This window comes from uncultured Sphingomonas sp. (assembly GCF_937871615.1).
Taxonomy (GTDB): Bacteria; Pseudomonadota; Alphaproteobacteria; order Sphingomonadales; family Sphingomonadaceae; genus Sphingomonas.
The window spans coordinates 1-11,116 of the sequence record NZ_CALMPA010000060.1 but is presented as its reverse complement, the minus strand read 5'-3'; the positions used below and the strand labels follow the sequence as shown (position 1 = coordinate 11,116).

13 protein-coding genes and 1 tRNA gene are annotated in these 11,116 nt (G+C 67.7%); 5 read left to right on the top strand and 9 right to left on the bottom strand.

All coding sequences use genetic code 11. The features are described from left to right. Position 1: 1 nt before the first annotated feature. Together Q0316_RS16840 and Q0316_RS16835 are read right to left on the bottom strand one after the other, a co-directional pair. Positions 2-78, bottom strand: a tRNA-Pro gene (locus tag Q0316_RS16840). Between the two features lie 47 nt (positions 79-125). Further along, positions 126-431, bottom strand: coding sequence for an antibiotic biosynthesis monooxygenase (locus tag Q0316_RS16835; RefSeq protein ID WP_298674460.1), 306 nt, complete (start codon positions 429-431; stop codon positions 126-128). A 144-nt stretch (positions 432-575) separates the two neighbouring features. Here Q0316_RS16835 and yajC point away from each other — a divergent pair, with 144 nt between their 5' ends. Genes yajC through Q0316_RS16815 form a run of 4 tightly spaced genes read left to right on the top strand, consistent with a single transcriptional unit; the run spans position 576 to position 3,865 of the window. Further along, positions 576-914, top strand: coding sequence for a preprotein translocase subunit YajC (gene yajC, locus Q0316_RS16830; RefSeq protein WP_298674459.1), 339 nt, complete (start codon positions 576-578; stop codon positions 912-914). Between the two features lies 1 nt (position 915). Beyond that, positions 916-2,520: a protein translocase subunit SecD gene (secD, locus tag Q0316_RS16825; protein ID WP_298674458.1), complete on the top strand. Its 1,605-nt coding sequence runs from the start codon at positions 916-918 to the stop codon at positions 2,518-2,520. Between the two features lie 14 nt (positions 2,521-2,534). Further along, positions 2,535-3,500 (top strand): protein translocase subunit SecF, encoded by a 966-nt coding sequence (gene secF, locus Q0316_RS16820; protein ID WP_298674457.1) that lies wholly within the window; start codon positions 2,535-2,537, stop codon positions 3,498-3,500. Then, entirely contained in the window at positions 3,497-3,865 is a 369-nt protein-coding gene (locus Q0316_RS16815; protein ID WP_298674456.1) for an Mth938-like domain-containing protein, read from the top strand. Before secF ends, Q0316_RS16815 begins: the two co-directional genes overlap by 4 nt. On the opposite strand, the gene Q0316_RS16810 is transcribed toward Q0316_RS16815, so the two are convergent. From Q0316_RS16810 to Q0316_RS16800, 3 genes are read right to left on the bottom strand one after another with little or no spacing between them, the layout of a single operon-like run. Continuing rightward, entirely contained in the window at positions 3,850-5,019 is a 1,170-nt protein-coding gene (locus Q0316_RS16810; RefSeq protein WP_298674455.1) for a glycosyltransferase, read from the bottom strand. The genes Q0316_RS16815 and Q0316_RS16810 overlap by 16 nt on opposite strands. A 25-nt stretch (positions 5,020-5,044) precedes the next feature. Then, positions 5,045-5,485: an acetyltransferase gene (locus Q0316_RS16805; RefSeq protein ID WP_298674454.1), complete on the bottom strand. Its 441-nt coding sequence runs from the start codon at positions 5,483-5,485 to the stop codon at positions 5,045-5,047. Beyond that, the gene (locus Q0316_RS16800) at positions 5,485-6,495 is read right to left on the bottom strand and encodes a polyprenyl synthetase family protein (RefSeq protein WP_298674453.1); all 1,011 of its coding nucleotides are present in this window, start codon (positions 6,493-6,495) and stop codon (positions 5,485-5,487) included. Before Q0316_RS16800 ends, Q0316_RS16805 begins: the two co-directional genes overlap by 1 nt. A 131-nt stretch (positions 6,496-6,626) precedes the next feature. On the opposite strand from Q0316_RS16800, the gene Q0316_RS16795 reads away from it, so the two are divergent. Then, on the top strand, positions 6,627-6,905 hold the full coding sequence (locus Q0316_RS16795; RefSeq protein ID WP_298674452.1) for a chorismate mutase: 279 nt from the start codon (positions 6,627-6,629) through the stop codon (positions 6,903-6,905). A 65-nt stretch (positions 6,906-6,970) separates the two neighbouring features. Here Q0316_RS16795 and Q0316_RS16790 read toward each other — a convergent pair whose 3' ends face one another. The 4 genes from Q0316_RS16790 to Q0316_RS16775 all read right to left on the bottom strand — a co-directional run. Then, positions 6,971-8,533, bottom strand: coding sequence for a long-chain-fatty-acid--CoA ligase (locus tag Q0316_RS16790; protein WP_298674451.1), 1,563 nt, complete (start codon positions 8,531-8,533; stop codon positions 6,971-6,973). A gap of 74 nt (positions 8,534-8,607) precedes the next feature. After that, positions 8,608-9,318, bottom strand: a complete 711-nt coding sequence (locus Q0316_RS16785; RefSeq protein WP_298674450.1) for a CPBP family intramembrane glutamic endopeptidase — start codon at positions 9,316-9,318, stop codon at positions 8,608-8,610. Between the two features lies 1 nt (position 9,319). Beyond that, positions 9,320-10,285, bottom strand: a complete 966-nt coding sequence (glpX, locus tag Q0316_RS16780; protein ID WP_298674449.1) for a class II fructose-bisphosphatase — start codon at positions 10,283-10,285, stop codon at positions 9,320-9,322. Positions 10,286-10,329: 44 nt separating this feature from the next. Continuing rightward, positions 10,330-11,116: ATP-binding cassette domain-containing protein (locus Q0316_RS16775; RefSeq protein WP_298674448.1), on the bottom strand; the 787-nt coding region annotated here is incomplete at its 5' end.

Below are 11,116 nucleotides of genomic sequence, written 5' to 3'. Positions count from 1 at the left end.
TTGGTCGGGGCGACAGGATTCGAACCTGCGACCCCCACACCCCCAGTGTGATGCGCTACCAGGCTGCGCTACGCCCCGACCGGAGCGGCGCCTCTACGCGCGCTCCGGCAACAACGCAAGCCGCCTCACACCAACTTGCGCCAATGCATCCCGTCCCACGCGTCGATCGCCATTTCCTGAGGCGCGTGCGCGCGCAGCGCGCGGCCGAACGCTTTCTGATGTTCCGCTGCGCCATGCGCCGCCAGCGCCTCCACGCTCGCCCAGCGTTCGGCGACGCGGATCAGATCGGGATCGGCGGCATCGAATGCGAAGCAATATTCGTCGCACCCCGCCTCCGCGCGCACCGCCTGCGCATGATCGGCGAGCAATTGCGCCGCTTTCGCGCCCTCCCCGGCGGCCAGCCGGATCGTCCCCATCACCAGAATCGTCATCATCCACTCCGTTTTCGCGTCGGTGCTGTTGTGCCCCGCGCGCGGCTTTAACATCGCCTCATGTTGCGCCGCTATCGTTACGATGATAGCGCCGCACGCTTCCGCGCGGGTCTTTCGCCCGCCGTACTATAATGAACGGGTAAAATGCTCATTTCTCCAGCTTACGCCCAGGTGGCGGGGGGCGCCGCGCAGCAGAGCGGGATCGCCGGATTCCTCGGCCTCGCGCCGCTGTTCCTGGTCTTCATCGTCTTCTATTTCCTGATGATCCGTCCGCAGCAACGGCGGATGAAGGCGCTGCAAAGCGCGGTCAGCGGCGTGAAGAAGGGCGATTCGGTCGTCACCGCGGGCGGCCTGCTCGGCAAGGTGACCAAGGTGGAAGACACCGTCGTCGAGGTTGAAATCGCGCCCAACACCCGCGTGCGGGTGGTAAAGGCGACGCTGGCGGAAGTCACTCCGCTCGGCGGCAAGCCGGCGAACGACTAAGATGCTGGACTTCCCGCGCTGGAAAGTCCTTTCGATCTGGGGGCTGCTCGCCGTGCTCGTGGCGCTGGCGATCCCCAGTCTGCTGCCGCAGCGGCTGACGGATCAATGGGGCCATATCCCGCACCCGCGCATCAACCTCGGGCTCGATCTCGCCGGCGGCAGCTATCTGCTGCTCGAAGCCGATGTGAACGATCTCCAGTCGAGCCGGCTGGAGCAGATGCGCGAGCAGGTGCAGACGGAGATGCGCCGCCAGGATCCACGGATCGAGATCGGCGATATCTCCACGCGCGAGGGCAAGCTTTCCTTCCTGCTGCGCGATCCGACGCAGGTTGATGCCGCGCGGGAGCGGCTGCTGTCGATCACCGGCGGCGGCGCTGGCATGACGGGCCAGCGCGAATGGGATATCGCGGTGGTGGATACCAGCCGCTTCGTCCTCACCCCAACGGCCGCCGGGCTCAATCAGGCGGTCGATCGCGCGATGGGCGACGCCACCGAAGTGGTCCGCCGCCGTATCGACGAACTCGGCACGCGTGAGCCGACGATCATCCGCCAGGGCACCAGCCGCATCGTCGTGCAGGTGCCCGGCCTGCAAAACCCGCAGGCGCTGAAGGATCTGCTCGGCAAGACGGCCAAGCTCGAATTCAAGCTGGTCGACACCAGCGCGACCCCGGATCAGCTTCGCAACAAGCAGGCGCCGATCGGCAGCCAGATCCTGCCCTATCCGAACAATCCCAGCGGCGTGCCGTTCATCGCGGTCAAGCGTTCCGCGATCATCACCGGCGATATGCTCACCGACGCGCGGCAGGAATTCTCGCCGCAGACCAACGAGCCGCAGGTGGCGATCACCTTCGACAGCCAGGGCGGGCGCCGCTTCGCCAAGGTGACGCAGGATAACGTCAACAAGCCGTTCGCGATCATCCTCGATAACAGCGTGATCTCCGCGCCGAATATCAACGAGCCGATCATGGGCGGTCGCGCCTCGATCTCCGGCAGCTTCACGGTGGATAGCGCCAACCAGCTCGCCATCGCGCTGCGTTCGGGCAAGCTGCCCGTCGCGTTGAAGGTGGTGGAGGAATCGACCGTCGGCCCCGATCTCGGCGCGGATTCGATCCGGGCCGGCATCCTCGCCTCCGCCGTCGCGGTGGCGCTGGTCGTCGCGTTCATGTTCGTCACTTACGGCCGGTTCGGGCTCTATGCGAACCTCGCCGTCATCATCAACGTGTTCGTCATCGTCGGCGTGCTGGCGCTGATCGGCGGCACGCTGACCCTGCCCGGCATCGCGGGCTTCGTGCTGACGATCGGCACCGCGGTGGACGCCAACGTGCTCATCAACGAGCGTATCCGTGAAGAGCGGCATCGCGGGCGCAATATCGTGCAGTCGGTCGAACTGGGGTATAAGGAGGCGAGCCGCACGATCTTCGAGGCGAACATGACCCACGCGATTTCGGGCGTCATCATGTTCGTGCTGGGTTCGGGGCCGGTAAAGGGCTTCGCGGTGGTGTTGCTGATCGGCATCGTCACCTCGGTGTTCACCGCCGTCACCTTCACCCGGATGCTGGTGGCCGGCTGGTTGCGCCGTGCCAAGCCCAAGACGATCAATATCTGAAGGCGAGCGATACGATGAAACTCCTGAAGCTCGTCCCCGACGATACGAACATTGATTTCGTCCGCCTGCGCGGCTGGGCGTTCGGTCTCACCCTCTTTCTGTCGGTCCTCGCGGTCGGCCTCACCTTCTACCATGGCCTCAATTTCGGCGTGGATTTCGAAGGCGGGCTGATGATCGAGGAGAAGTTCGCGACCACGCCGGATCTCGACAAGGTCCGCAAGGTCGTCGACGAACAGGGCTTCGGCGATGCCTCGCTCCAGCAGTTCGGCGATCCCCGGACGATCACGATCCGCCTGCCTGCGCAGCAGGGCGCGGACGAGGGCGCGACCAACGCCGTCGTGAAAAAGGTGGAGGCCGCGCTCGCGCAGAATTTCCCCGGCGCGACGTTCAGCCGCTATTCCACCGTTTCCGGCAAGGTTTCGGGTGAGTTGATCCGCAACGGCGTGCTCGCGGTGGTGCTTGCGATCCTCGGCATCGGCCTGTTCGCGATCTTCCGCTTCGAATGGCAGTTCGGCGTCTCCACCGTCGTCGCGATCGTCCACGATCTGCTGATGACGCTCGGCTTTTTCGCGATCACCCAGTTCGAGTTCGATCTCAATATCGTCGCGGCGGTGCTCACGATCGTCAGCTATTCGATCAACGACAAGATCGTGATCGACGATCGTATCCGCGAGAATATGCGCCGCTATCGCAAGATGGAGATGCGCGAGATCATCAACCTGTCGGTGAACGAAACGCTGCCGCGCACCGTGATGACCTCGGTGACGATCCTGCTGGCGCTGTTCGCCATGCTGTTCCTCGGCGGCCATGTGCTGCGCGGGTTCACCGCGGCGATGATCCTCGGCATCGTCGTCGGCACCTATTCGTCGGTCTATGTCTCCTCCTCGCTGCTCATCTCGCTCGGGCTGCGCGCCGAGCCGCCGGCCCCCGCGTCGAGCGGCAACGACCGGGCCGAGCGCGTCGGCCCGCGCGAAGGGTGAAGCTCGAACGCACGCGCGATCCCGCCGGGCCGATCATCAAGGGGATCGGCCCGGCGGGGTTCCGCACCGATGACGGCATTTTCCCCGCGCTGATGATGACGGTCGATTCGGTCGCCGCATGGTCTCCGCCGCCGCTTGCCGCGCTTACCGCGGACGATCTCGCCCCGCTCGTCGCCGCCCGCCCGGAGTTCATCCTGCTCGGCACCGGGGACGATCTTTCGCGACCGCCGCGCGCGCTGGTGACGTGGCTGGAGGAGCGCGGGATCGGGATCGAGCCGATGGACAGCCGCGCCGCCGCCCGCACCTGGGGCGTGCTGCGCGGCGAAGGGCGGCAGATCGCCGCCGCGCTCTATCCGATCGCCTGACGCGCCGCGACCAGCCCGGCAAGATGCGCGTAAAGCGCCGCCGTATTCGCGTCCCAGGTAAAGCCCAGCGCGTGCGCCCGCACCGCCTCCGCTGAAGGCGGCGTGGCGAGCAATTCGCCGATCGCCGCCGCAAACGCCCCCGCCTCGCGCGGCGCTACCCGCCCCGCCTCGGGCGCGGTCACCACCTCACGCGCGCCGCCCGCCGGCGAGATCACGATCGGCGTGCCGCAGGAAAGCGCCTCGACCCACGCATTCGCCAGCCCCTCGGACGACGAGGCCAGCGCCATCACGTCCGCCGCCGCGATCAGCGCGGGCAGCTCGCCATGCGGCACCGATCCGAGCAGCCGCACGCGACGCCCAAGCCCCGCCCGTGCGATCTGTGCCTCAAGCGCGCCGCGTGCCGCGCCCTCCCCGGCGATGAGCAGGCTCACGCCGTCGAGCCGCGCCACCGCGTCGATCACGATATCGTGCCCCTTGCGCGGGATCAGCGCGCCGACCGACACGACGAGCGGCCCGTTGACGCCGAGCGCCGCCTTTGCCGCCGCCCGATCCACCGGCGCGAACCGCGCGAGATCGACCCCGGTACGATGCACCCGCACCTTTTCCGCCGGAATGCCGATCGCCGCCATGTCGCGGGCCATCGCCTGTGACACCGCCAGCAGCCCATCCGCCGCCAGCCCCGCCGCGCGCACCTGCCGCGCGGTCGCGCGCGCGTGCCCCCAGTGATGGATATCCGCGCCGCGCGCCTTGATCGACACCGGAATGCCAAGCTCGCGCCCCAGCGCCACCGCCGCCGGCCCGTCGGGAAAGAAGAACGACGCGTCGATCACGTCGAACGCGCGCGCCGGAATCGCGCGCCGCACCGCGCGCCGCAGCGCCGCCGCGTGAAACCGCCCCCCGGTTCCGGGCAGCACGGTGAAGCGCGGGCGCAGCACCTCGACGCCCTTCCACTCCTCCCGCTCCGGCAGGCCAGCCAGCGCGCGATAATGCGGATGCCGGTCAAGCGGCCACGGCGGCACGCCGATCGGAGCAACCACCGTCAACGCAACATCGGGGTGCGCGGCCAGCCCAAGCGTCTGCCGCTCGACGAACACCCCGAAATTGGGTCGCGAAGCATCGGGGAATAATGACGAAAGGGTGAGAACGCGCAGCATTGTGCCACGCCTTAGCGACAGGGGGTTAAGACCGCGTACCCGATTTCAGATGCAGCAGCGGATAACCCCGCCCCTGCCCGTCCAGCGCCGACCGGCCCGTCACGACAAAGCCCATCCGCTCGTAAAACCCCACCGCCTGTGCGTTCTGCTCGTTCACATCGGTGAGAATTTCCGCCGCGCCCGCCAGCGCATGTTCCACCAGCGCGCGGCCGATCCCCTTGCCGCGCTGTGCCGGATCAATGAACAGCGCCTCCATCCGCGCGCCATCGAGCAGCATGAAGCCAAGCGCGCGGTCATCCGCGTCCACCGCCAGCCACAGCGGCGCGGATGGCAGGAAATCAGCGACCTCCGCCGCGATCGCCTCCTTGTCCTCGCGGCTCAGAAAATCATGCGTGGCGTCCACCGCGCCGCGCCAGATCGCCAGCACGCGTTGGCCGTCACCGGCGGTCGATCGGCGGATGCGCATCAATAAGCCCGCGCGATCGCGAACTCCACCGCCTCTACCATCGCGTCCTTCGCCTTGCCCGATGCGAACGGGCCGAGCGCGTCGATCGCGCGCTGGCCGTAATGCCGCGCGCGCGCCAGCGTATCGTCCACCGCGCGAGTTTCGCGCACCAGGCTTACCGCGTGGAGGAAATCCTCGTCGCTGTCGCGGCGCCCCTCCACCGCGTCCTTCCAGAATTTGCGATCGGCTTCGTCGCCGCGCGCATAAGCGAGGATCACCGGCAGCGTCATCTTGCCCTCGCGGAAATCGTCGCCCGCGTCCTTGCCCATCGTGCCGGCGTCCGAAACATAGTCGATCGCGTCGTCGACAAGCTGGAAGGCGATGCCCAGATTGCGCCCATAAGCGTCAAGCGCGGCCTCCTCCTCCTCCGGGCGCTCCGCCACCACGGCGGAGATGCGGCAGGCGGCGGCGAACAGCGCGGCGGTCTTGGCGTTGATGATATCGAGATAGCGATCCTCGCCCAGATCAATCCGCCGCGCGGCGGTGAGCTGGTTCACCTCGCCCTCCGCGATCACCGCGCTGGCGTTGGAGAGGATTTTCAGCACTTTGAGGCTGCCGTCCTCCACCATCAGCTCAAAGCTGCGGCTGAACAGGAAATCGCCGACCAGCACGCTTGCCGGATTGCCCCAGATCAGATTGGCGGTGCGCTTGCCGCGCCTGAGGTCCGAGCCGTCGACCACATCGTCGTGCAAAAGCGTGGCGGTGTGGATGAACTCCACCGCCGCCGCCAGCCGGTGATGCCGCGTGCCCATATAGCCAAGCAGCCGCGCGCTCGCGAGCGTCAGCATCGGGCGCATACGCTTGCCGCCGCCCGCGATCAGATGCCCGGCGAGTTCCGGGATCAGCGGTATCTGGGATTGCATACGATCGAGGATCGCGGCGTTGACGAGGTTCATGTCGCCCGCGACCAGTTCGATCATCGGTTCGAGCGAGGGGGGCCGGTCGGCCAGGCGGTGGATGGTGGCGCTCATCAGGCGTCCGGCTCTAGGCCACGGGCCTGAAAAGGCAATATGGGTGATTTGCACATGGTGCCGCCACAAGCCTTGCGCGCGGCGGCGGCGCCACGCAAAAGGCGCGCGAGTGGCAGACTTGAGGAGGCATGATGCCGGACGACGTGCTGAAGGGTTATCGCAAGAGCATCGACAATATCGACGCGGCGCTCGTCTGCCTGCTCGCGGAACGCTTCAAGATCACGCAGGCCGTCGGCCGGCACAAGGCGGTCGCGGGGCTGCCCCCTGCCGATCCGGGCCGCGAGGAAGCGCAGATCGCGCGGCTGCGCCAACTGGCGGAGGATGCCGAGCTTGATCCCGAGTTCAGCGAGAAATTCCTGCGCTTCATCATCGACGAGGTGATCCGCCACCACGAGCAACTGCGCGGCTGAGCGGCGCGGCTTTCGCCCGGATTCAACCGGAACGAAAGCCGCATCGAAAAACGGGCCGGCGCGCCCTATCCCACCGCGCGATCGCGGCCCGCCCAATATCGCGCGCGCAATTCGCGCCGCAGCACCTTGCCCGATGGGTTGCGCGGCAGCGCCTCGACGATCTCGACCGATTTGGGCGCCTTATAGCCCGCGATCCGTTCCTTCGCCCAGGCGATCACCGCATCGGCGGTCGGCCCCTCGCCGTCCGCGACGATCAGCGCCTTCACCGCCTCGCCCCATTTCTCGTCGGGCACGCCGATCACCGCCACGTCGGCGACGCCGGGGCATCCGGCGATCGCATTCTCCACTTCGGCGGGATAGACATTCTCGCCGCCCGAAACGATCATGTCCTTGATCCGATCATGGACGAAGAAATATCCGTCCGCGTCCATGAAACCCGCATCGCCGGTATGGAGCCAGCCGCCGGCCAGCGTTTCGGCGGTCGCTTCGTCGCGGTTCCAATAGCCCTTCATCACGATATCGCCGCGGATGACGATCTCGCCGATCGCGCCCGCCGGCAGCGCGACGCCATCGGCGTCGACGATCGCCATTTCCACGCCGGGCCATGGCTTGCCGCATGATTTGAGCAATCCGCCCGCGCGATGCGCCGAAGGCGAGAGATAGGAGCCGGAGCCGGCGGATTCGGTCATGCCGTAGAATTGCACGAAATCGCAACCGAACACCGCCTGCGCGCGTGCCAGCACATCCTCCGATATCGGCGATGCGCCATAAGAGATGTTGCGCAGTTCCGGAAAGTGCTGCCCCGCGATCTCCGGCGCCTGCAACAGCATCAGGATGATCGCGGGCGCGAGGAAGGCGTAGCTCACCTCCTGCTCAAGCATGATCGCGATCGCCTCGGCGGGAACGAATTCCTTGATGAGCACGATCCGGCATCCCTGCGCCAATCCCGAAATGCCCAAATTCGCGCCGGCCACATGGAACAGCGGCATCACGACCATCATCGTGCGCCCGGCTTCATAAGCGAAGCCGTCGACCTGTTCGGCCATCTCCATGAAGCGGCGATAATTGCGGTTGGTGAGCACCACGCCCTTCGGGCGCCCGGTCGTGCCGCTGGTATAGAGCTGGAGCACATCGTCATCGAGCGACGGGCGATCGGCCACCACCGTGCCCGCGCCGCGCGCCAGCCATGCGTCGAACGGCACGAAATCGGGATGCTCGCCATAAAGTGCGATCATCTGCGGGCGGCGCTCCATCGCGCTCGCCATCTCCAGCGCCTCGGCGAAGAAATCCTCGCCCACGAACAGATGCGTCGGCGCGCAATCGGAAAGGATGAACGTCGCCTCGGGCACCGAAAGGCGCCAGTTGACCGGCACGAAACAGGTGCGCGCGCGGCCCGATCCGAAGAATAGGGGATACCAGCCGGGGTGGTTCTTGGTCAGGATCGCGATCCGGTCGCCCGGCTTCGCCGCGTCGGCGATCAGCGCCTGCGCCACCGCGTCGGTCCGGGCGCTCAGTTCCGCGAAAGTCGTCGGTTGCCCATCGAACAGCACCGCCACCTGATCGCCACGCGCTTTCGCCTGCGCGGCCGGTATATCCGAAAGGCACTGGATGGCATCGAGGTCGATCATCGTCTTCACTCTCCCACGCGCTGCGCGATCACGCTCGCGACCTGGCACACTCCTTAGCTTACGAACGGTTTTTCTCAAGCCCTCCATGCGCCGGTAATCGCGGGCCGGATCACCAGGCTGTTGAGATCGACCACGATATGCGCGGCGATCGCCAACCACAGCGCCCCGCTCGCAAGATACAGCGCGGTGAACGCGATGCCCATCGCCCCCGTGGCGATCACGCCCGCCATGCCCTGATAGCGATGCGCTGCGGCGAACATCAGCGCGGCGAGGATGAAGCCGGCAAGCGCGCTCCCCGTCACCAGCGAGACGAGCAGCGGCACGGCGAGCCGGAAGAATATCTCCTCCGCCACCCCCGCGACGAGCGATAGCACCATGCCCCAGCGAAGATCGCGCCGGTCACGCGGGAGCAGCCAGCCGAGTTCGCCGAACATCGGCCCCCTGCGGCCACGGCGGCGCCACTGGAGGAAAGCGAATCCCGCGCCGATCGCGCTCCCGCCGACAGCGCCGATCAGCAGCGTCCAGCCGTCGCCCGGCGCAACCCATCCCGCGATGCCGCAGGTATCGGCAAGCCGCGCGAAGCTCTCCGGCACCCGCCACAGGGCGCGCCACTCGCCCGCCAGCGCCAGCGCCGCCAGCGCCGGCACCGCGAAGCCGCCGATCTGCCGCAGCGTCACCGCCAGATAGGCGCCCGTGCGCCCGTGCCCGAGATCGAGCGCCAGCCGCCGCCGCACATACCAGCTCGCGGCGGGCAATGCCGCGAGCAGCAGCGCCGCCGCGATCACCTCACCGCTCGATGCGATGCTCGCCCTTCACCCAGCGCACCGTGCCGGAGGAGGCGCGCATCACCACGCTCTCGGTGGTCATGTGGTCGCCACGGCGCTTCACGCCTTCGAGCAGCGATCCATCGGTCACGCCGGTCGCCGCGAAGATGCAGTCGCCCTTGGCAAGATCCTTCAGATCATATTGCCGGTCGAGATCGGTGATGCCCCATTTGCGCGCGCGCGCGCGCTCGTCATCGTTGCGGAACAGCAGGCGGCCCTTGAATTGCCCGCCGACGCAGCGCAGCGCGGCGCAGGCCAGCACGCCCTCGGGCGCGCCGCCCGATCCCATATAAACGTCGATCGTCGTATCGGGATCGGTGGTGGCGATCACGCCCGCCACGTCGCCGTCGCCGATCAGCACCACGCCGCAGCCGATCGCGCGCAGCTCGGCGATCAGCTTCTCGTGGCGCGGGCGATCGAGCACGCAGGCCATGATCTCATGCGGCTCGACGCCCTTGGCCGCGGCGATCGCCCGGATATTCTCCGTCGGCGTCTTGTCCAGATCGAGCACGCCCTCGGGATAGCCCGGCCCGATCGCCAGCTTGTCCATGTAAACGTCGGGCGCGTTGAGCAGCCCGCCGGCTTCCGCGATCGCCAGCACGGCCAGGCTGTTGGGGCCGGATTTCGCGCAGATCGTGGTGCCTTCCAGCGGATCGAGCGCGATGTCGATCTTGGGGCCGTTGCCGGTGCCCACCTTCTCGCCGATGAACAGCATCGGCGCTTCATCGCGCTCGCCTTCGCCGATCACGACGGTGCCGTCGATGTCGAGGCTGTTGAGCGCCTCGCGCATCGCTTCGACGGCGGCGGCATCGGCGGCCTTCTCGTCCCCGCGCCCGACAAGCGTGGAGGCGCCGATCGCGGCGGCTTCGGTGACGCGCACCATTTCGAGCACGAGGACGCGATCGAGAACCTGACTGGCTTTGGGCATAAAGCTCCCCCTGAGACGTTACGCGCGGATAGGAGGCGCCGGGGTCAATGTCGAGACGGTGATTGCCCGATGCGCAGTTCGCGCCCGATGCCGATCGCACGAAGGAACGCCGGATCGTGGCTTACCACCAGCAACGCGCCGTCGAACTCGGCGAGCGCGCGCTCCAGAATTTCGATCGACTCCAGATCGAGATGGTTGGTCGGCTCGTCGAGCAGCAGCAGGCACGGCGGACGCGCCCCGGCGAGCGCACAGGCAAGCCCGGCGCGCAGCCGTTCGCCGCCCGAAAGCACCCCCGCCGGCTTCAAGGCGTCCCGGTTGCGGAAGGCGAAGCGCGCGCAGATCGCCCGCGCCGCCTGTTCGTCCAGCCCCGGATTGATCCGGCGCAGATTGCCGAGCACCGTCGCCGCGGGATCGAGCAGCGAGACATGCTGATCGAGCATCACCAGCCGCCCGGTGCGCCGCGCGGCGCCGCTGTCCGGCGCGATCGCCCCGGCGGCGAGCTTGAGCAGCGTCGTCTTGCCCGCGCCGTTCGGCCCACTCACCGCCACCCGCTCCGGCCCGCGCAGCGCGAGCGACCATGGCCCCAGCCCGCGCACGGACACTTCATCCAGCGTCAGCACATCGGCGTTGGCGGGGATGCCGCTCGGCGGCAGCGCGATCGTCAGCGGGGTCAGCACCTCCACCTGCGCGCGCGCCGCTTCCGCCTGTGTCGCCGCATCGGCGACGAGCCGCTCGCTCACGCGCTGCCCGCGCCCGGCGCTGTTCTCCGCGCGCTCCGCCATGCCGCCAAGCAGGATGCGCGGCGCGGAGCCGCTCGCCGCGAAAGCGCGG

Bases quoted from the DNA above. Each gene is read 5' to 3' on its own strand.
- Q0316_RS16835 (WP_298674460.1), bottom strand. From the start codon at position 431: ATGACGATTCTGGTGATGGGGACGATCCGGCTGGCCGCCGGGGAGGGC.
- yajC (WP_298674459.1), top strand. From the start codon at position 576: ATGCTCATTTCTCCAGCTTACGCCCAGGTGGCGGGGGGCGCCGCGCAG.
- secD (WP_298674458.1), top strand. From the start codon at position 916: ATGCTGGACTTCCCGCGCTGGAAAGTCCTTTCGATCTGGGGGCTGCTC.
- secF (WP_298674457.1), top strand. From the start codon at position 2,535: ATGAAACTCCTGAAGCTCGTCCCCGACGATACGAACATTGATTTCGTC.
- Q0316_RS16810 (WP_298674455.1), bottom strand. From the start codon at position 5,019: ATGCTGCGCGTTCTCACCCTTTCGTCATTATTCCCCGATGCTTCGCGA.
- Q0316_RS16805 (WP_298674454.1), bottom strand. From the start codon at position 5,485: ATGCGCATCCGCCGATCGACCGCCGGTGACGGCCAACGCGTGCTGGCG.
- Q0316_RS16800 (WP_298674453.1), bottom strand. From the start codon at position 6,495: ATGAGCGCCACCATCCACCGCCTGGCCGACCGGCCCCCCTCGCTCGAA.
- Q0316_RS16795 (WP_298674452.1), top strand. From the start codon at position 6,627: ATGCCGGACGACGTGCTGAAGGGTTATCGCAAGAGCATCGACAATATC.
- Q0316_RS16790 (WP_298674451.1), bottom strand. From the start codon at position 8,533: ATGATCGACCTCGATGCCATCCAGTGCCTTTCGGATATACCGGCCGCG.
- glpX (WP_298674449.1), bottom strand. From the start codon at position 10,285: ATGCCCAAAGCCAGTCAGGTTCTCGATCGCGTCCTCGTGCTCGAAATG.